Raw genomic sequence first — 20,165 nt, forward strand, 5'->3', positions numbered from 1 at the left:
AGATCGCGAACCGCCCAGGTTGGACTCAGCGACAACAAGTTGAGTGCACTTGGCTCAAGTTCGGCTTGACAGGCGGCCCCGTCTGATAGCAAGCTTGAGCGTAGTTCGCTCAGATCATCCAACAATGTCTATCAGGAGGCATCACTATGGCTCGTGCGGTCGGTATCGACCTCGGGACCACCAACTCTTGCGTCTCGGTGCTGGAGGGCGGCGACCCCGTCGTCGTAGCCAACTCTGAGGGCTCCCGCACCACCCCGTCGGTCGTCGCCTTTGCGCGCAACGGCGAGGTGCTGGTCGGCCAGCCCGCGAAGAACCAGGCAGTGACCAACGTCGACCGGACCATCCGTTCGGTGAAGCGGCACATCGGCACCGACTGGACTGTCGAGATCGATGGCAAGAACTACACCTCGCAGGAGATCAGCGCGCGCACGCTGCAGAAGCTGAAGCGCGACGCGGAGGCGTACCTCGGTGAGGACATCACCGACGCCGTGATCACCGTCCCGGCCTACTTCAACGACGCCCAGCGTCAGGCCACCAAGGAAGCCGGTCAGATCGCCGGCCTGAACGTGCTCCGCATCGTCAACGAGCCGACCGCGGCCGCCCTGGCCTACGGCCTGGACAAGGGCGAGAAGGAACAGACCATCCTGGTCTTCGACCTCGGTGGCGGCACCTTCGACGTCTCGCTGCTGGAAATCGGCGAGGGCGTCGTCGAGGTCAAGGCGACCTCCGGTGACAACCACCTCGGTGGTGACGACTGGGACCAGCGCATCGTCGACTGGCTGGTGGAGAAGTTCAAGGGCACCAGCGGCATTGACCTGACCAAGGACAAGATGGCGATGCAGCGTCTGCGTGAGGCTGCGGAGAAGGCGAAGATCGAACTGAGCTCGAGCCAGAGCACCTCGATCAACCTGCCGTACATCACGGTCGATGCGGACAAGAACCCGCTGTTCCTCGACGAGCAGCTGACGCGTTCGGAGTTCCAGCGCATCACCCAGGATCTGCTGGACCGCACCCGCAAGCCGTTCCAGCAGGTCATCAAGGACGCCGGCATCTCGGTCTCCGACATCGACCACGTGGTCCTCGTCGGTGGCTCGACCCGTATGCCCGCCGTGACCGAACTGGTCAAGGAACTCACCGGTGGCAAGGAGCCCAACAAGGGCGTCAACCCGGACGAGGTCGTGGCCGTCGGTGCCGCGCTGCAGGCCGGCGTGCTCAAGGGTGAGGTGAAAGACGTTCTGCTGCTTGACGTCACCCCGCTGTCCCTCGGTATCGAGACCAAGGGTGGCGTGATGACCAAGCTGATCGAGCGCAACACCACCATCCCGACCAAGCGGTCCGAGACCTTCACCACGGCCGACGACAACCAGCCGTCGGTGCAGATTCAGGTCTTCCAGGGCGAGCGCGAAATCGCTGCGCACAACAAGCTGCTCGGCAGCTTCGAGCTGACCGGCATCCCGCCGGCCCCGCGTGGTGTGCCGCAGATCGAGGTCACCTTCGACATCGACGTCAACGGCATCGTGCACGTCACCGCCAAGGACAAGGGCACCGGCAAGGAAAACACGATCAAGATCCAGGAAGGCTCCGGCCTGTCCCAGGATGAGATCGACCGGATGATCAAGGACGCCGAGGCGCACGCCGAAGAGGACAAGAAGCGTCGTGAAGAGGCCGACGTCCGCAACCAGGCCGAGTCGCTGGTCTACCAGACGGAGAAGTTCGTCAAGGACCAGCGTGAAGCCGAGGGCGGCTCGAAGGTCCCCGAGGACACCTTGACCAAGGTCGACGGTGCCATCGCCGAGGCCAAGACCGCGCTCGCCGGCACCGACATCGCCGCCATCAAGACGGCCATGGAGAAGCTGGGTGTCGAGAGCCAGGCCCTGGGCCAGGCGATCTACGAGGCCACTCAGGCCGAGCAGGCCGCCGGTGGTGGAGCCGCGGGTGCTGCGGGCGGCGCTGCCGATGACAACGTCGTGGACGCCGAGGTTGTCGAGGACGATCAGGAGAACAAGTGAGCCAGGACGATTCGCACGAGCCGGTGACCATCACCGACAAGCGGCGCATCGATCCGGAAACCGGCGAAAAGCGTGAGGGCGCTCCGGCGTCGGCCCCCGAGGGGTCGGCGCCGGGGGCCCCGGCCTCCGGCGAGGCCGCCGGGTCTCCGGTGTCCGACGAAGCCGCCGAGCTCAAGGCAGATCTGCAGCGGCTCAAGGCCGAGTACGACAACTACCGCAAGCGGGCGATCCGCCAGGAACAGGCTGCGGCGGAGCGCGCCAAAGCCATTGTCGTGCAGCAGTTCTTGCCGGTGCTCGACGATCTCGAGCGGGCTCGCGCCCACGGTGATCTGGAGGCCGGCCCGCTGAAGTCGGTGGCTGACAAGCTTTCCGGTGCGCTGGAGAGCCTCGGTCTGACGTCGTTCGGCGCCGAGGGTGACGAGTTCGACCCGTCGCTCCACGAGGCCGTTCAGCACGAGGGCGACGGCTCCAACCCGGTGTTGGGGACCGTCATGCGTCCCGGCTACAAGCTCGGGGAGCAGGTGCTGCGGCATGCGATGGTCGGTGTCGTCGACGCCGAACCCGCAGCTGATACGCCCGACACGCCCACCAATGCCGCCGCTGCGACCGAACAGAAACCAGAATCAAACGAGTAACCGAGCGACGCTGAGGAGGTGACGCGACATGGCTCAACGTGAATGGGTCGAGAAGGACTTTTACAAGGAACTCGGCGTCACCTCTGACGCCACGAAGGATGAGATCAAGCGCACCGCGCGCAAGGTGCTGGCCGACAACCATCCGGACCGCAACCCGAACAACCCGGCAGCCGAGGAACGCTACAAGGCAGCGACCGAGGCCAAGGAAGTTCTCACCGACGACGCCAAGCGTGCCGAATACGACGAAACCCGAAGGCTTTTCGCCAGCGGTGGATTCGGCCGTCGCTTCGGTGGTGGCGGTGGCGGTGGCGGCTTCGGAGGTTTCGGCGGCGACACGTCGGAGTTCAACCTGGGCGACCTGTTCGACCAGGCCGGGCAGACCGGCGGCGCCAACATCGGTGACCTGTTCGGCGGCCTGTTCGGCCGGGGAGCGCAGCAGCCGCGCCCCAGCCGGCCGCGCCGCGGCAACGACCTGGAAACCGAAACCGAGCTGAGCTTCCTCGAAGCGACCAAGGGCGTGGCGATGCCGCTGCGCCTGACCAGCCCGGCACCCTGCACCAACTGCCACGGCAGCGGCGCGCGCCCGGGCACCAGCCCGAAGGTGTGCCCGAACTGCAACGGCGCCGGCGTCATCAACCGCAACCAGGGTGCGTTCGGCTTTTCGGAGCCGTGTACCGAGTGCCGTGGCACGGGCTCGATCATCGAGCACCCGTGCGACGAGTGCCGGGGCACCGGCGTCTCCACCCGGACGCGCACCATCAACGTGCGCATCCCTCCGGGGGTGATCGACGGTCAGCGCATCCGGCTTGCGGGTCAAGGCGAAGCGGGTCTGCGCGGGGCGCCCTCGGGCGACCTGTACGTCACCGTGCACGTCCGGCCCGACAAGGTATTCGGCCGTGACGGTGATGACCTGACCGTCACCGTTCCGGTGAGCTTCCACGAGTTAGCCTTGGGGACAACGCTTTCCGTGCCGACGCTGGAAGGCAAGGTCGGTGTGCGCGTGCCGAAGGGTACGTCGGACGGACGCATCCTGCGGGTGCGTGGGCGCGGTGTGCCCAAGCGCGGCAGCGCCGGTGGCCATGGCGACCTGCTGGTCACGGTGAAGGTGGCCGTGCCACCGAACCTCGAAGGCGAAGCGGCCGAGGCGTTGGAGGCGTACGCAAAGGCGGAGCGGGCCAGCGGATTTGATCCGCGGGCCGGTTGGGCAGGGTCCCTGTGATGAGCGCATGCGCGAAGAACCGAGGACACAGTGAGTGCACGACGAAAAACTGAGGAAGCCCGTACCTTCCTGATTTCGGTGGCCGCCGAGCTGGCCGGTATGCACGCACAGACGTTGCGGACATACGACCGGCTCGGCCTGGTCAGCCCCCAGCGGACCTCGGGCGGAGGTCGACGTTATTCGCAGCACGACGTCGACCTGCTGCGCGAGGTGCAGCGGCTGTCTCAGGACGAGGGCGTCAACCTGGCCGGCATCAAGCGCATCATCGAGCTGACCAATCAGGTCGAGGCGCTGCAGGCCCGGCTGTCCGAAGTGACGGCCGAACTCGAACGCGTCCGCAAGCCCAGCACCGCACTGGTGCTGTGGCAGCCGCGGCGCGGAAGCAGGTAACGCAGCAACTGGCGGTCAGTTTGGCCGCAGCGTGTTCAACCCCTTATTCTTTGCCAAGGTCAATATCTGGCAAATGAGCAGGCCGAAATATTTTCAGCCCGGGGGGAGACGTTCTACATCGTGGCTGAACTGTTGACGCTGGGCTCGATCATCCGAACGGGCCGTCGTGCTTGACGTCGCGCCGCTAACCGACCGCCGCCGGCGTCTGGCACCGGCGCTGTTGATTGTCAGTGCCGTAGTTCTGCTCGCCGTGACCATCCCGAGCCCGCCCAATTTGGTCGACTTGCACGTCTACGTTCTGGGTGGCGCAGCGCTGGAGCACCCCAACACGCTGTATTCGCTGGTCTATTCCGGCCAGTCGCCGATGGCGGGTCAGTCACCGACCGAGCCTTTGCCGTTCATTTATCCGCCGTTCGCCGCGATGCTGTTCTACCCACTGAACTTTCTGCCGTTCGCCTTGGCAGGGCTGTTGTGGCAGTTGGGAATTCTGGCCGCGACGTACGGGATCGTGCGAATGGCGCAGCTTCTGGTGGGCAATGGCGGACGCCAAGAGGCGATGCTGTGGACTGCGGGTGTTATCTGGCTCGAGCCGGTGCGGGTTTGCTTGAACATGGGCCAGCTCGGGGTTTTCCTGACCCTCGCTGTGATGTACGCGGCGTACAGCACCAGATGGTGGGTGTCGGGTCTGCTGGTTGGGTTGGCCACTGGCGTGAAACTGACCCCGGCGATCTCCGGCTTCTACTTCGTCGGGATGCGCCGCTGGACGGTAGCCGTGACTTCGGCAGTGGTATTCATTGCCACGGTGGGTCTGTCGGCGCTCCTGGTGCCGAGTGAGACGCGCTTCTACTTCACTGGTCTGATCGGCAAGTTTGCGGTCCCGGTCGGCACGGCCATCAACCAATCCTGGAGTGGTGTCATCTCCAGGATTCTGGGGTATGACGCTGGGCACGGGCCGCTGGTCCTGTCGGTGCTCGCCGTTACGGCTGTGTTGGCCGTGCTGGCATGGCAGGCACTGGGCGCGGGTGCGCAGACGCGCGACCGGTTGGGCTCGTTGTTGGTCGTCGAGATTTTCGGGCTGCTCGCGTCACCGATTTCCTGGGTGCACCACTGGATCTGGTTGGTGCCGTTGATCATCTGGTTGTTTACGGGCGTGTGGCGCGACAAACCGGGCGCCCGGGTACTCGGGTGGGTATGGGTCGGGGTGACGTTCGTCAGCGTTCCCAGCCTGCTGGCGCTCGCCGAGCCTGGCTTGTGGCAGTTCAGCCGACCGTGGTACCAGGCGTGGGCCAGCTTGATCTACGTCATCGTGGCTATGGCGACGCTGGGCTGGATGGTCGTGACGGGTCGTCGCGTAGCGGTGGCGGCCCCCTGAAGCCAAACCGCCACGACAGCTGATTGGGCTCTTTCGGTGCGCGCACACATTCGATTGCTGCCCAATTTCTGCAATTTAAGTAAGCAGACCTCCGGACATTGCTCGTCTTCCGGGTTTCCCAGCTGAGCCCCACAAATATATTTGCCATATTTTGCTGATTGTGAATTGTCTTGCGGGGCAATAACTATCGGCGCCCAAAGTACTGCAACAAGGCGCTCTTGTATCTAATCTAGACGCGACGAACGTCGACGCGTGGGGGATGCATGGGCGCCTTGACAGGCTGGGGCACGCAACGCTGGCAGTCGCTGGCTCCGCTGGTGCTACTGATCAGCGCCGTGGTGTCAGTGGTGGTCAGCAGCATGACCGACCCGATCGACTTCCATATCTACGTGGCCGGCGGCGCGGCGCTGGACCACCCGGCCACGCTGTACGACGTGGCCTATCTCGATCCGGCGCACAACGAGACCATGCCGTTCGTCTACCCGCCGTTCGCGGCGATGGTGTTCTACCCGCTGCATCTGCTGCCCTTTGGGCTGGTCGCGCTCGCCTGGCGGGTGGGTATCGTCGCCGCGCTGTACGCCATCGTCCGGATCAGTCAGAAGATGATCGACGCCGACAACAAGCGCATCGCCATGTTGTGGACCGCAGGGGCCCTGTGGCTCGAGCCGATCGTCGGCAACATCAAGCACGCTACCGTCGGTGTCTTTCTCTTGCTGATGGTCATGGTGGCGGCATATAGCTCGCGCTGGTGGGTGTCGGGACTGCTCGTCGGACTGGGCGCGGGCATCAAGCTGACCCCGGCGATCACCGGCCTGTACTTCGTCGGGATGCGGCGCTGGGCGGCCGCGGCGTTCTCGGCGGTGGTGTTCTTCGCGACGCTCGGCGTCTCGTATCTTGTTGCCGGAGACAGGGTTCGGTACTTCTTCACCGACTGGATCGGCAAGGACCGCCTCTTCACCATCGGCAACGTCTACAACCAGTCCTGGCGCGGGGGCATCGCTCGCGTGCTGGGATATGACCCCGGCATGGGTGTGCAATGGATTGTGGTCGTCGCGTTGACCGCTGCACTGGCCGTGGCGGCGTGGTGGGCGCTGGGCCTGTATCCGCGGCGTCGTGATCGGCTCGGGTCGCTGTTGGTCGTCGTGCTGTTCGAGCTGCTGGCCTCGCCGGTGTCGTGGACTGCACATTGGGTGCTGGTGGTGCCGCTGTTGGTCTGGCTGCTGCACGGGCCGTGGCGCGACAAGCCGGGTGCGCGGGCGCTGTGGTGGGTGTGGCTGATCGTAGCGGTCACCGCGGTGCCCAACGCGCTCGCGAGCCTGCAGACGAATCGCTGGGAGATCAGCCGTCCCTGGTACGAGGCCTGGGCCGGACTGATCTATCCGATCCTGACGGTGGCGACCCTGGGCTGGATCGTCGTCACCGGTGTCCGGGCCCGGCGGGCCCTTACTGCCGCCGACCTTCCGCCACTCACGGTGGCCGCGGCGGTACGGGAGTCCGGCGACGACCAGCTGTCGGTCAAGAGCGGCAGCGCCGACAAAGAACGTCCGGGCGTGGAAAGCCGGCCCATCGGCTGACTCGGTTGCGGCCGACGCACGCCGCCGATATTGTCGCTGCGATTAATTAACGCCCAAGTAATTTGTGCGGCCCGGTGCGGCCCGCGATACCGCGAAGCGAGGCTATGCCGGTGGTCGAGCCGACGTCAACGGCTGTTTCCGGGACTTCGAATGCCGGGTCGACGACGTCGAATTATCGCCGGGATATCGACGCACTGCGCGCGATCGCCGTCGTCGCCGTTGTGGCGTTTCACGCGGGAGTCCCTGGCTTTGCCGGGGGATTCGCCGGCGTTGACGTCTTCTTCGTGATCTCGGGCTTCGTGATTCTTCGCAGCCTCACCGCCGAGCAGAACAGGGCCGGATCGGTCAGTTGGTGGGAGTTCTACGGGCGCCGATTCCGTCGGCTCGCTCCGGCTGCATTGCTGATGATCGTGGTCGTCATCCTGCTCGGGATGCTGGTGTTCAACCCCGTCGGGGAACAGCAGGCCGTCGCCAAGAGTGGAATCGCAGCGGCCACGTCGACGTCGAACTTCTACTTCAGCCTGTTTCTCGGAGACTACTTCGTCCCGACCTACCTACCCAATGTCTTTCTGCACACCTGGTCGCTGGCCGTCGAGGAGCAGTTCTATCTCGGCGTCCCTTTGCTTTTCGTGGTCACCGGTTACCTCGTGCGCCGGCAGGGGCGTGACAGGCGGCGCGTGATGATCGTCTTGATCCTGCTGGTCTGCGCAGCTTCTCTGGTCTCTGCCGTAGTGCTCGGGCGCTTCGCACCCACTCAAACGTTCTATCTGCCCTTCGGGCGTGCCTACGAGCTCGGCATCGGCGCGCTCCTGGCGGTGGTCAGACCTCCTGCGGGCTCCGTAGTCATGCGGCGGTTCGTCTGGCTGATATCGGCCGGCGCTTTGGTCGGCGTGATCGTTTTGGGCTTGCCGGTATACGGGTTCCCCGGTGCCTGGGCGCTGATTCCGACCGTCGCGACGGCGGGGATGATCTGGGCCCACATCGCCGCAGAGGATCCCGGTGGGCGATACCTGCTGTCCGCGCCGGTCGTTGGCATCGGGAAGCTCTCCTACGGGTGGTACCTGTGGCACTGGCCGCTGCTGTCGATCATTGCGACGTGGTACCTGAGGGAACCACCGGTATGGCTGCGGGTGATCGTCGTAGCCTTCGCGCTGGTGCTCGCCTTTGCCAGCTACCTGTACTGGGAACCGCGCTTTCGTGCTCCGGCGGGCCGCAGGACAGTGCTGACCGGATTGTTGGTCATCGCCGGCACATGTGCGTTGGCACTCGGGTCGGAATTGTTCGCCGACCAGCTGGCGAAAGCGCACAACTGGCCTACTGTTGCGCACGCGAAGCATGACACCGCTTTTCCCGCCGGCTGCATCCACGACACCGCACTGGTTCAGAAACCCGAATACGAGGTGTGCCCCCTGCCTGGCTTCGATCCGGCTCGGCCGTCGGTGGTGGTGTGGGGCGATTCATATGCGCAGGCCTTGCTTCCGGGTGTGGTGAAGGCGGTGCACGGCCGGCCGGTCAATGTGGTTGCGATGGCCCGGGGTACCTGCCCGCCCTACCTGCCGCGTGCCGCCAAGTTGCCGGCCATTCCGTATGGATTGGAGCGGACCCGTCTTGAGCTATGCGAACAGCACAACAACGTTGCGCTGCAGTGGGTCCTCGACGCGGTCAAGGCCCGAAGGGACGTCCGCGTCATCATCGCCGGGCGCTGGCCGATCTACCTGGGGCAGCGCGAACTGTTTCCCAGCCTGGCGCATGAATCGCAAGTTCTGGCCGCGGACAGCGAGCCTTTGGTGATGGCCGGCACGCCGGCGCTGCTGGCGCGGTTGGACCAGGCGCAGGTGGGTGTCGACCTGGTCGGCGTATCGCCAGAGCTGGAGAGGCCGGGGCCCGAATGCGAGGCGAGGCGGTGGCGGACATTCATCTGCGACGTCCCGATGAGCGTCGAACAACGGTACTGGGGCGGCGCGCCCGAGTGGTTTCAGAAGCTGCATGCCGGGCTCGGAAACCGGTCACGGGTCATCGACCCGGCCAAGGTGATCTGTGATGAACTCCTGTGTAGGGCACAGAGCGCCGATGTCTTGAACTTCTACGACACCGACCATCTCAGTGCGGCGGCCGCAGAGAAGCTGTCCGACCAGATTGCCCCGACGGTGGATGCGCTGCTCGGCCAACCGTGACTGACGCCACTCAGTTGGCCGTGGCTGATTCACTTACGTTGCTGCGCAACAACTCCCGCAACTCGACAATCTCGCCCCGCAGCTGGTCGATATGCGCCGCGGTGGCGGCGTCTTGTTTCTGATCGTCGTCTGACACGCTCTGCACGATCCACGACGCGATGGTCGCCGTGATCGAACCGACCAGACTGATCCCGCCAATCATCATGAGACTGGCCATGACTCGGCCCGTGGTGGTGACGGGATACATGTCGCCGTAGCCGACGGTGGTGATCGTGGTCATCGCCCACCACACCGCGAGGCCGAAGCTCGTGATGTGGGCGTCCGGCGCGCCGCGTTCGGCTTCGTATACCGCCAGCGCCCCGACGTAGACCAACAGCACGGCACCGGAGATGGTGTAGATGATCACCTTGCCGCGGATGGCGTTGCCGAGGGCCTTCTGCAGCGCGCCCACCAGCACGACCAGACGGAGCAGGCGAAGCGGCCGGATCAGCGGCAGCAGCACGATGGCCAGGTCGACCAGATGCCGGAAGAACCAGTCCTTGCGGTCAGGCGCCAGATAGAGCCGTGCCGCGTAGTCCGCGGTGAACACCGCCCATGCGAGCGTGGTCGAGAGGGAAACGAGCCGCGCGACGAGCCCGTGCGGCTGGACCAGGACGTCGACGCTGTACGCGGCCAGGAACAGGACGGCCACGGCGGCCAGGGGCCACTCCGCGCGGTGTTCCCACCTGTCGAGGCGGTCTTGCGTAGTCACGTCAGAAGTGTGCGGCACCAGCGGGTATTTCGGAAACTCCGATCGAGAACCGCGCTGTTACCGGCCGGCCCGGGGACGCGAAGCGATAGCCGCCGCGGCGCAGGGCATCGGTGGGTGCGGCCATGGGCTCGATGGCCACCAACGCGTCGCCCGGCGGCGCGAACAGTTGCGCGGCGGGGTAGCCGGTTTCGAACGTCACCGTGATCCGGTGGCCACCGCCGCTGAGAACGAACTGCGCGCCGTCGGGCACCCGGTCGAAACCGTCGTCGTACGCGGTGTCGCCCAGCGGCCCGAAGCGGGCCGCCCAATCCTCCGTAGCGCCCGTGGGCAACCCGCGATCATCCGTCGGCAGGTGGCGTAGGGCCGGTGTCTGAAGCACCCAATCTGCCCGTGGCACATCAGGAATGGTCAGGTACGGGTGATGGCCGAAACACAGCGGCACTGCCGCCGATGTGGACGGCCGAACGCTGGTCTCGATGGTCAACACCCGGGTGGTCAGCGTCACGCGCTGGGTCAGTACGTGCGGAAAGGGAAACGACGCCAGTAGACCCGGCCGGCTGAAATCCACTGCGGCGGCCACTGAATTCGCCGATTGCTCGGTGATCCGCCAGCCCGGGTAGGCGGCGAGTACGCCGTGCATGGGGGAGCCGTGCTCGTCGGTGCGGACGCCGCCGGATCCGGGCGTCAGCGTGACAGCGCCACCGTCGACGTCGTAGGTGGTGGCGCCCAGGCGATTCGCCCACGGATAGAGCAGCGGGATGCCCATGGTCTTGGCGTTGGTCAGATAGGCATCGAGCCCGCGCCGCTGGCCCAGGAACTCCAGGTCTCCATCGGAAAACGACGTGCCGATCATCCCGGCGGCGGGCACGAACGTCGCGGTCATCGTCGACTCAGGGTCGCGCAGTACGACGGTATCGAGTTCGGCCATTGGAATCCTCCAGCGTCAGTGTGCCAACGGGTCGTGCTGAATACGTTCTGGCGGAGCGCCTTTGGCAATCAGAGCCGCTTTGGTCGCGGCGACCATCTTCGGTCCGCCGCACAGCAGGATCTGCCGGTCGCCCCAGCTGCCGTAGCTCGTCACCACGTCGGGGAGCAGCCCGGTCTGCCGGACGTGCAGCCCGCGGGGTGGTTGGACATCGGGATAGTCGGCGGCCCACGGCGGGTCGGTGGAGTACTCGGACACCGGCGTCACCGACAGCCACGGGTTGGTGGCCGCGATCTCCCACAGCGTGCGCAGGTCGTAGAGGTCGCAGGGATAGCGGCCGCCGAAGAACAGGTGCACGCGCGGGTTCTCGGCCTCGCGGCACAAGTTCATCAGTAGCGCGCGCAGCGGTGCCAGCCCGGTGCTGCCGGCGACCATGAGCACGTCTCCGTCGGAGCGTGAAACATTCATTCCACCATGGGGATTCGACAGTCGCCAGCGGTCGCCGGGCATGGTCTGGTTGACGATCGCGGTGCTCACCATGCCGCCGCTGACCGACCGGATGTGGAACTCGATGGCGCCAGTGGCATCGGCGGGCATGGACGGACTCAGGTGCCGCCAGCGCCGCGGCCATTGCGGCACCTGCACCGCGACGTACTGGCCGGCGTGGTACGAGAGCGCCTGGTCCAGTTGCAGCCGCACCACCGACACGTCGCGCGCCACCCGCAGGTGCTCGACAACGGTGCCGTCGACATAGGGCGGGGTCTGCTCGGAGTCGGCAGCACCGCGCATGACGCCGACGATGAGGTCGACGGCGTGCGTGGTGGCTTCGGCGACGCGGGCGTCCCAGCGGTCACCGAGCTCCGCACGCAGGGTCGCCAGCAACGCGTCGTGCAGTGCCACGTAATGCTGAGGTGTCACACCGTATTTGCGGTGGTCGCGGCCGAGCTGAGCCAGGAACGCCACGGGTTCTTCGGCCCGTTGGTCGATGAATTCGCCGAGCACCCAGAACAGCGCCTGACCGAATGCGGTGCGCTGGGCGGTCAGGTCGGGTGGAAAGAGATCCCGCGCCGCCAGGTCGGTGGCGAACCAGCGGGTGTAGAAGCGACCGATCACGCCGTCCCCGCCGCGGGCAGGGTCGACCGCGGCGCGCACCGTCATCAGGGCTTCGCGGTCGTCAAGTCCCATCGGGCGTCGGTGACGTGGTGTCGAAATGGTTCTGCCCCAACGTGCTGACGAAGGTGGGGCCCAGCAAATCGAGCTCGCGCCGGTGCGCATCGGCCCAGGTGCCATATGGGCGGTGGGCCAGGTACTCGTTCCGGAACCGGTCGTCCTCGGACACCTCGGTGACGCAGAACGTCGGGATCGCCAGATCGACCACCGGGCCGCCGCGTTCCACCTCGGCCAGCAGTAGTGGGGCGTTGCCGCCCAGGAACCGGTCGACGATCCAGCCGTCCTCGCCGAGCCACACCGAATACCGCACCTTGGTCACCACATGGTCGGCGCGACGGATGATTTCGCCGGCCACCAGCGGATCGAGTTCGCGCTCGGCCTCGTAGCGGGTGCCGCCGGCCGCCGGTCCCTTGGCTGTCATGGTGCCGAGCGAGTCGCTGCTACCGATGGCGTCGATGAGGTCGATCGACGGATCGCTCAGATCGGCCGGCGCGGGACCCTGGACCCGCACTCGGACGGCATAACCGTCCGACGCGAACAGGTATGCCTGCACGATCAGGGCAGGACTCGGGTCGGACGCGGTGACGGCGGGCAGATCGCGGACGAGGAACTTCCGCTCGAACTCGAAATCGCCGAAGTCGGATTCGGACATGGTTAACGGTAACCCGCCTGACCAGCTACAGGTGGCTAAGGCCCTTGTATGCGACCAGGAGTCCGATGACGATCAGAATTCCGGCGACCAGCACCGCGTGCTGACGGTGCAGCCAGGCGCCGAGCCGGGCCATGGCCGGGTCCAGTCGCTCGCCGGCGGCCGCGTAGGTCAGCACGGGGATGGCGACCGAACTGCCTGCCACCACCGCGAAATACAGCACCGAGGCCCAGGTGGCCGCACGGGGGAGTTCATCGGTGCTGATGGCCAGGCCGGCAGCGATGCACATGAACAGCACCTTGGGGTTCACCACCGCGAGTACCGCGGCGGTCACGAAGCCCCGGGCCGGGGTGACGCTGGTCAGCTTCCGCATCCAGGCCGGCTCCTGCGCATCGTGCTTGCGGTTGGCCCAGCGGTAGATGCCGAAGGCAACCAGTAGGACGCCGATCACGATGCGTACCCACGACGCCGTGGTGGAAGGCCGGCCGGCCTCGGGCATCAGTCCGGACAGCTGGACGAACACCCCGGTGAGCACGGCGATGGCCACCAGCCATCCGGCGAGAAAAGTCAGACCGGTAAGCCGGGCGTGGGGGGATTGCAGCACGAGCACTGCGGGAATGATCGACAGTGGCGACAGGGCGATCACCAATGCCAGAGGAATCAGTTCGGTCAATACCGAAACCCAATCGGTCATTCACTGCACCCCTTCGTGGTCGCGACAAGTATGCCTGTGCCGGAAAGGGCATTCGGGCAGCCTGGAAAAGGACTTGTGACTGTTTTGAAAAGTGGTCGAAATTTCCTAGACTTGAGCGGAACAGACTCAACATTGACTGCGTTGAACTGACCGACAAGCATTTTCTCAACACTAAAGGGAGGTGTCGTGGACTCGTTCAACCCGACCACGAAGACTCAGGCGGCGCTGACCTCAGCGTTGCAGGCGGCGACTGCCGCCGGAAACCCGGAGATCCGTCCGGCGCACCTGTTGATGGCCCTGCTGACGCAGAACGACGGCATCGCCGCACCGCTGCTGGAGGCCGTCGGCGTCGAACCCGCGACCATCCGGGCCGAAGCGCAGCGGCTGATCGACCAGCTGCCGAGCGCCAGTGGTGCCAACTCGACGCCGCAACTGTCTCGTGAGTCGGTGGCGGCCCTGACGGCTGCCCAGCATCTGGCCACGGAGATGGACGACGAATACGTCTCCACCGAGCACTTGCTGTACGGCCTGGCCAGCGGCGACTCCGATGTCGCCAAGATCCTGGTCAACCACGGTGCCGCGCCGCAGACGCTGCGGGATGCCTTTGTGAAGGTCCGCGGCAGTGCTCGCGTCACCAACCCCGATCCCGAGGGCACCTACCAGGCGCTGGAGAAGTACTCCACCGACCTGACCGCCCGCGCGAGGGAAGGCAAGCTCGACCCGGTCATCGGCCGCGACAACGAGATTCGTCGCGTCGTCCAGGTCCTGAGCCGGCGCACCAAGAACAACCCCGTGCTGATCGGTGAGCCCGGCGTCGGCAAGACCGCGATCGTCGAGGGCCTGGCCCAGCGCATCGTGGCCGGCGACGTGCCGGAGAGCCTGCGCGACAAGACGGTCGTCTCCCTGGACATGGGGTCCATGGTGGCCGGCGCCAAGTATCGCGGTGAATTCGAGGAGCGGCTCAAGGCCGTCCTCGACGACATCAAGAACTCGGCCGGGCAGGTCATCACCTTCATCGACGAGTTGCACACCATCGTGGGCGCCGGCGCCACCGGCGAGTCCGCCATGGACGCCGGCAACATGATCAAGCCGATGCTGGCCCGTGGCGAGCTGCGCCTCGTCGGTGCCACCACGCTCGACGAGTACCGCAAGTACATCGAGAAGGACGCCGCCCTCGAGCGCCGGTTCCAGCAGGTGCTGGTCGGCGAGCCGTCGGTCGACGACACCGTCGGTATCCTGCGTGGCCTCAAGGAGCGCTACGAGGTGCACCACGGTGTGCGCATCACCGACTCGGCGCTGGTGGCGGCGGCCACGCTGTCGGACCGCTACATCACCAGTCGGTTCCTCCCGGACAAGGCCATCGACCTCGTCGACGAGGCCGCGTCCCGGCTGCGCATGGAGATCGACTCCCGCCCCGTCGAGATCGACGAGGTCGAGCGGCTGGTCCGTCGCCTCGAGATCGAGGAGATGGCGCTGTCCAAGGAGGAGGACGACGCTTCCAAGGACCGGTTGGAGAAGCTGCGCTCCGAGCTGGCCGACCACAAGGAGAAGCTGGCCGAGCTGACGACGCGGTGGCAGAACGAGAAGAACGCCATCGACATCGTCCGCGAGTTCAAGGAACAGCTGGAGACGTTGCGCGGCGAGGCCGACCGGGCCGAGCGCGACGGTGATCTGGCCAAGGCCGCCGAGCTGCGGTACGGCCGGATTCCGGCGGTCGAGAAGCAACTCGACGCCGCGCTCCCGGTTGCCGAGGCCCGCGAGAACGTCATGCTCAAGGAAGAGGTCAGCCCCGACGACATCGCGGACGTGGTGTCGGCGTGGACCGGCATTCCGGCCGGCCGAATGATGGAAGGTGAGACCGCCAAGCTCCTGCGCATGGAGGAGGAGCTCGGCAAGCGCGTCATCGGCCAGAAGCAGGCCGTGCAAGCCGTCAGCGATGCGGTCCGTCGCGCCCGTGCCGGTGTGGCCGACCCGAACCGTCCCACCGGGTCGTTCATGTTCCTCGGCCCGACCGGTGTCGGTAAGACGGAGCTCGCGAAGGCGTTGGCGGACTTCCTGTTCGACGACGAGCGCGCCATGGTCCGTATCGACATGAGCGAGTACGGCGAGAAGCACTCCGTGGCCCGTCTGGTCGGTGCCCCTCCGGGCTACGTCGGTTACGACGCCGGTGGCCAGCTGACCGAGGCCGTACGGCGACGCCCGTACACGGTGGTGCTGTTCGACGAGGTCGAGAAGGCCCACCCGGACGTGTTCGACGTGCTGCTGCAGGTGCTCGATGAAGGACGGCTGACCGACGGTCAGGGCCGCACGGTCGACTTCCGCAACACCATCCTGATCCTCACCTCGAACCTCGGCGCCGGTGGCACCGAAGAGCAGGTGATGGCGGCGGTGCGGGCGAAGTTCAAGCCGGAGTTCATCAACCGTCTGGACGACGTGCTGATGTTCCACGCGCTCGACCCCAACGAGCTGGTACGGATCGTCGATATCCAGCTGGCTCAGCTGCAGAAGCGGCTGGCCCAGCGGCGGCTGCAGCTCGAGGTGTCGCTGGAGGCCAAGAAGTGGCTGGGCGACCGCGGCTTCGACCCGCTCTACGGTGCCCGTCCCCTGCGCCGGTTGGTGCAGCAGGCCATCGGCGACCAGCTGGCCAAGATGCTGCTGGCCGGCCAGGTGCACGACGGCGACGTCGTCCCGGTCAACCTCAGCGCGGACGGCGAGAGCCTGGTGCTCGGCTGAGCTGTTCCCCCAAAGTGAAACCCCCCTATTTCATTGCAAATAGGGGGTTTTCACTTTGGGGACGGCGGATTCACGTGGTCGCCGCAACAAATGTGGACGGAAAAATACATGAGTTCAATCGGGACGACCATTGGCGGTCGGAGATTGAGCTCAGGGACCGCTGAGGCCTCAAAAAAGTACCTGGCTTCAATCAGGATGGCCCACAGTTAGAGCGCGAAGCGGCCGGCGAATCCGCGGAGCGGCACGTCGGCGCTCGTCAGCAGTCCGGGCGGCGCCTTGACCACCGAGGCGATGACGTTGAGCGCGGGCAGCCCGGTCACCGTCATGCCGATCGAGGCGAAGTTGTCCGGATTGGACAGGTCCACACCGGGTTTCGGGTAGATCATGTGCTTGTTGTAGACGCACGGATCGCCCTTGATCTGGGTGATGTAGCAGCCCTTGATGTTCCAGTTCGGCTCGGTGTGCGGCGTCATCTGCCATTCCAGGTGGGTCTCGATGCGCGGCACGCCGTCGACCATGCCCTGGTACTTGATGTAGTTGCCGCCCAGCGAGCCCCTGGGCAGCGTGTACCAGCCCAGGTCGACATCCTTGGTGCAGGCGCCGAGTTCGTAGCTGAACTTCACCTCGTCGAGCTCGAGCCCGAAGCAGTCGGCCATCATCAGCACACTGTCGGCGAACACCCGGGTGTACTTCTCGAGCTTCGCCGGGATCGACGGATCATCAACGGGCAGGCCGTATCCCACCTCGATCCAGGTGTCCTTGCTGTGGTGGCAGGACACGTCGACGGATTCGATGGTGGTGACGTTCTTGATCTCGGCGACATCGGCCGAACACACCACGCCCAGGATCTGGTTGACGCCCGGGTTCATGCCGGTGCCGTAGAACGTAGAACCACCACGTGCGGCCGCTTCCGCCAGAACCTGGCTGACCGGTCTCCCGGAGGGGTGGGGATGGTTGGTGTCGCGGTGCCAGCCCGTGATCCAGTCGGCGGTGGTGACGATATTGATCCCGGCTTCAAGGACTTTCACGTAGAGGTCTTCGTCCGGGAAGACGCCGTGGAAGGTCAGCACGTCGGGCTTGGCGGCGATGATCTCCTCGACCGACCCCGTGGCGATGACCCCGATGGGCCCGATCCCGGCGATCTCACCGGCATCACGCCCGACCTTTTCCGTTGTGTAGCAATGCAATCCGACCAATTCGAGATCGGGGCGCCTGCTGATGCGCTTGATCATCTCGGTGCCGACGTTGCCGGTCGCCACCTGGAAGACGCGGATCGCCGGCGTTGACTCAGGAGACATCTTCGTTCGACCTTTCGGGATAGAATTGCATGGCCCACTTGCGGATTGCGGTGAAGCCTTCGTATTCAGCGGTGGCCAGCGCCGGCGGATCGGAGTAGCGCTGGTGCGACCAGATGTGGATGTCCTGGGTGAACTGCCGGATCACCTCGTCGCCGAACGCGGTGGCACGCTCGGCGGCTCGCGGACTGTCCTTGCCGGGCGTCCGCCCGATGTAGACCATGAACCGCACGTCCGAGGTGGACTCGTCGACGGGGGTGACGGCCGAGATGGTGCGGTTGTCGATCATTCCCCAGCTCTTGGTGACCGCGATGCCCAAACCGCCGTTGATGGCCTCGACCCCGCTGCGCACGTCGTCGATCGACTGCTGGTCGCTGCCCTCGAAGGTGATGGTGAAGTCGACGTACGAGATCGGCGCGGCGAAGTCGTGGCGCGTGAAGACCGGAACGATCGGGGTCTGGTGCACGAACTTGAAGTGCGCGAAGTCGACGCCGTTCTCCAGCACGTACTGCGGATGCAACTCCAGGCTTTTGCGGAACAGGCGCTGTTGGGGGTAGTAGTCGGCGGCGGTGCTGCCGTCGTGGAACGAGGCGAACACATCGGGCGCCTCGAAGAACGGCTCGCGTCCCTCGACGTCGTGCCAGATGTAGATGGCCTCGTTCCGTTCGGTCACGGGGTAGGTGCGAATCCGGCGGCCGCGGTTGGGCCGGTCCTGGTACGGGATGCAGACGTTGTGACCGGCGGCGTTCCACTGCCAGCCGTGGAACGGGCACTGGATCGTGTCGCCGACGACGTGACCGCCGAAGCCGAGGTGCGCACCGAGGTGCTCGCAGTAGGCGTTCATCACGGTGACCGCGCCGGATTCCGAGCGCCAGGCGACCATCTCCTCGCCGAAGTACTTCATGGCGTGCACCGCGCCGACACCGACCTCGTCCGACCAGGCGACCTGGAACCATCCCGTCGGTTTCATGGGCAACGTGGGCTTGGCCATGACCCGAATCGTAGGGGGCTCTGTGAAACTTGTGAAGGGTTTAGTAGAGGGTTCTGCGAAAGTGCGTACGGGGGGCTAGCCTGCTGAAGATGACCGAGATGAGCGTGCGCCGGACCAACAAGCGCGGCGACGCCACCCGGGAAAGCATGTTGGAGGCCGCGCGTAAGGCGCTGGCCACCGGAGACCCGGGCGCGGTATCGGCCAACCGGATCGCCAAGGAGATCGGTGTCACCTGGGGTGCGGTGAAATACCAATTCGGCGACATCGACGGCTTCTGGGCCGCGGTGCTGCGCCGCACCGCCGAGCGCCGCGCGGGCATGCTGAGCCACCACGACAGCGGCGCTACGCTGCGGCAACGCGTCGCGACCATCATCGACCTGCTGTATGACGGCCTGACCATCGGCGACTCGCGGGCCATCGAGAATCTGCGGGCGGCGCTCCCGCGGGACCATGCCGAACTGGAACGGCTCTATCCGAAGACGGCCGCCGAGCTGTCGTCATGGGGGCAGAGTTGGCTGCAAACCTGCCAACAGGCCTTCGCGGACCTGGGCGTGGACCCCGAGCGCGTGCGCGAGGTGGCCGCCTTCATCCCCGGCGCCATGCGCGGCATCGCCTCGGAGCGTCAGCTCGGCACGTATACCGATCTCGACATGGCCCGAAGGGGCCTCACAAACGCGATCGTGGCGTACCTCAAATAGCATGTGACCAGCTTGTTACCAATTAGAGTTCGAGCAATCCGGGTTCCAACCAGTAGGCTTGGCCCGATGGTCCCGCTCTGGTTCACGCTTTCCGCGCTCTGCTTCGTGGGTGCGGCAGTGCTGCTGTACGTCGACATCGACCGTCGACGTGGCCTCGGCCGGCGCCGCAAGTCCTGGGCTAAGTCACACGGGTTCGACTACGAACACGAGACTCCCGACCTGGTCAAGCGGTGGAGCCGCGGCATCATGTCGACCGTCGGCGAGAACGTACACGCCCGCAACGTCGTGCTCGGTCAGATCCGCGGTGAGGCCGTGTTCATCTTCGACCTCGACGACGTGGCCACCGTCATCGCCCTGCACCGCAAGGTCGGCACCAACGTCGCCGTGGACGTCCGGCTGAAGGACATCCCGGAACCGCGGGAAAACGACATCTGGCTCCTCGGTGCCATCGGACCCCGCATGGTCTACTCCACCAACCTCGATGCCGCCCGGCGCGCCTGCGACCGCCGCATGGTGACGTTCTCGCACACCGCCCCGGATTGCGCCGAGATCATGTGGAACGAGCAGAACTGGACCCTGGTGTCCATGCCGATCACCAGCACCCGCGCGCAATGGGATGAGGGTCTGCGTACCGTCCGTCAGTTCAATGACCTGCTTCGGGTGCTGCCGCCGGTGCCGTCCGGCCAGAACAGCGTCGCCGCCCAGGCCGTCGCCCGTCGTAGCGGTTCGCCGAGCCGTCCGCTCAGCGCCGGCCCGATGCGTCAGAACGAACTGCCCGCCGGCCGCAGCAACCAGGCCCCCGGTCGCGCCGATATCGGTCGCTACACGCAGTTCGCTCCGGCCCGCAACGGCCGGCCCGCGCCCAATTATCAGCGCTGAGGTCGTC

At 65.7% G+C, this 20,165-nt stretch carries 17 protein-coding genes; 10 read left to right on the forward strand and 7 right to left on the reverse strand.

Annotation, left to right across the window (positions count from 1 at the left end; all coding sequences use genetic code 11):
* The first annotated feature begins 146 nt into the window (after positions 1–146).
* From dnaK to ACX12F_RS02105, 7 genes are all read left to right on the forward strand, one after another.
* Entirely contained in the window at positions 147–2,009 is a 1,863-nt protein-coding gene (gene dnaK / locus ACX12F_RS02075; protein WP_459368058.1) for a molecular chaperone DnaK, read from the forward strand.
* Positions 2,006–2,644, forward strand: coding sequence for a nucleotide exchange factor GrpE (gene grpE, locus ACX12F_RS02080; protein WP_459368059.1), 639 nt, complete (start codon positions 2,006–2,008; stop codon positions 2,642–2,644). Before dnaK ends, grpE begins: the two co-directional genes overlap by 4 nt.
* 28 nt (positions 2,645–2,672) lie before the next feature.
* On the forward strand, positions 2,673–3,863 hold the full coding sequence (gene dnaJ / locus ACX12F_RS02085; RefSeq protein ID WP_459368060.1) for a molecular chaperone DnaJ: 1,191 nt from the start codon (positions 2,673–2,675) through the stop codon (positions 3,861–3,863).
* A gap of 99 nt (positions 3,864–3,962) precedes the next feature.
* The gene (locus ACX12F_RS02090; protein WP_459370216.1) at positions 3,963–4,253 is read left to right on the forward strand and encodes a heat shock protein transcriptional repressor HspR; all 291 of its coding nucleotides are present in this window, start codon (positions 3,963–3,965) and stop codon (positions 4,251–4,253) included.
* A gap of 166 nt (positions 4,254–4,419) precedes the next feature.
* Positions 4,420–5,625 carry a mannosyltransferase gene (locus ACX12F_RS02095; RefSeq protein WP_459368061.1) on the forward strand — a complete coding sequence of 402 codons (1,206 nt, stop codon included), beginning with the start codon at positions 4,420–4,422 and terminating at the stop codon, positions 5,623–5,625.
* Positions 5,626–5,888: 263 nt separating this feature from the next.
* Positions 5,889–7,199 (forward strand): mannosyltransferase, encoded by a 1,311-nt coding sequence (locus ACX12F_RS02100; RefSeq protein ID WP_459368062.1) that lies wholly within the window; start codon positions 5,889–5,891, stop codon positions 7,197–7,199.
* 104 nt (positions 7,200–7,303) lie between these two features.
* Positions 7,304–9,373, forward strand: coding sequence for an acyltransferase family protein (locus ACX12F_RS02105; RefSeq protein ID WP_459368063.1), 2,070 nt, complete (start codon positions 7,304–7,306; stop codon positions 9,371–9,373).
* A 10-nt stretch (positions 9,374–9,383) separates the two neighbouring features.
* Here the strand turns inward: ACX12F_RS02105 and ACX12F_RS02110 are convergent, their stop codons facing one another.
* Genes ACX12F_RS02110 through ACX12F_RS02130 form a run of 5 tightly spaced genes read right to left on the reverse strand, consistent with a single transcriptional unit; the run spans position 9,384 to position 13,562 of the window.
* On the reverse strand, positions 9,384–10,124 hold the full coding sequence (locus tag ACX12F_RS02110; RefSeq protein WP_459368064.1) for a potassium channel family protein: 741 nt from the start codon (positions 10,122–10,124) through the stop codon (positions 9,384–9,386).
* A gap of 1 nt (position 10,125) precedes the next feature.
* Positions 10,126–11,052: an aldose 1-epimerase gene (locus ACX12F_RS02115; protein WP_459368065.1), complete on the reverse strand. Its 927-nt coding sequence runs from the start codon at positions 11,050–11,052 to the stop codon at positions 10,126–10,128.
* A 15-nt stretch (positions 11,053–11,067) separates the two neighbouring features.
* Positions 11,068–12,234 carry an FAD-binding oxidoreductase gene (locus ACX12F_RS02120; RefSeq protein ID WP_459368066.1) on the reverse strand — a complete coding sequence of 389 codons (1,167 nt, stop codon included), beginning with the start codon at positions 12,232–12,234 and terminating at the stop codon, positions 11,068–11,070.
* Positions 12,224–12,871 carry a CYTH domain-containing protein gene (locus ACX12F_RS02125; protein ID WP_459368067.1) on the reverse strand — a complete coding sequence of 216 codons (648 nt, stop codon included), beginning with the start codon at positions 12,869–12,871 and terminating at the stop codon, positions 12,224–12,226. The genes ACX12F_RS02120 and ACX12F_RS02125 overlap by 11 nt, the downstream gene beginning before the upstream one ends.
* Positions 12,872–12,896: 25 nt before the next feature.
* On the reverse strand, positions 12,897–13,562 hold the full coding sequence (locus ACX12F_RS02130) for a GAP family protein (RefSeq protein ID WP_459368068.1): 666 nt from the start codon (positions 13,560–13,562) through the stop codon (positions 12,897–12,899).
* Between the two features lie 186 nt (positions 13,563–13,748).
* Here ACX12F_RS02130 and clpB point away from each other — a divergent pair, with 186 nt between their 5' ends.
* The gene (gene clpB / locus ACX12F_RS02135; protein ID WP_459368069.1) at positions 13,749–16,295 is read left to right on the forward strand and encodes an ATP-dependent chaperone ClpB; all 2,547 of its coding nucleotides are present in this window, start codon (positions 13,749–13,751) and stop codon (positions 16,293–16,295) included.
* 206 nt (positions 16,296–16,501) lie between these two features.
* Here clpB and ACX12F_RS02140 read toward each other — a convergent pair whose 3' ends face one another.
* The gene (locus ACX12F_RS02140; protein ID WP_459368070.1) at positions 16,502–17,593 is read right to left on the reverse strand and encodes an NAD(P)H-dependent amine dehydrogenase family protein; all 1,092 of its coding nucleotides are present in this window, start codon (positions 17,591–17,593) and stop codon (positions 16,502–16,504) included.
* Positions 17,583–18,581, reverse strand: a complete 999-nt coding sequence (locus ACX12F_RS02145) for a 3-ketosteroid-9-alpha-monooxygenase, oxygenase component (RefSeq protein WP_459368071.1) — start codon at positions 18,579–18,581, stop codon at positions 17,583–17,585. The genes ACX12F_RS02140 and ACX12F_RS02145 overlap by 11 nt, the downstream gene beginning before the upstream one ends.
* Positions 18,582–18,670: 89 nt before the next feature.
* Between ACX12F_RS02145 and ACX12F_RS02150 the strand changes: the two genes are divergently transcribed.
* Together ACX12F_RS02150 and ttfA are read left to right on the forward strand one after the other, a co-directional pair.
* The gene (locus ACX12F_RS02150; RefSeq protein ID WP_459368072.1) at positions 18,671–19,279 is read left to right on the forward strand and encodes a TetR/AcrR family transcriptional regulator; all 609 of its coding nucleotides are present in this window, start codon (positions 18,671–18,673) and stop codon (positions 19,277–19,279) included.
* A 66-nt stretch (positions 19,280–19,345) separates the two neighbouring features.
* Complete coding sequence (ttfA, locus tag ACX12F_RS02155) at positions 19,346–20,158, forward strand: trehalose monomycolate transport factor TtfA (RefSeq protein WP_459368073.1); 813 nt, start codon at positions 19,346–19,348, stop codon at positions 20,156–20,158.
* The last annotated feature ends 7 nt before the right edge of the window (positions 20,159–20,165 follow it).

The organism is Mycolicibacterium sp. HS_4_1 (genome assembly GCF_054515875.1).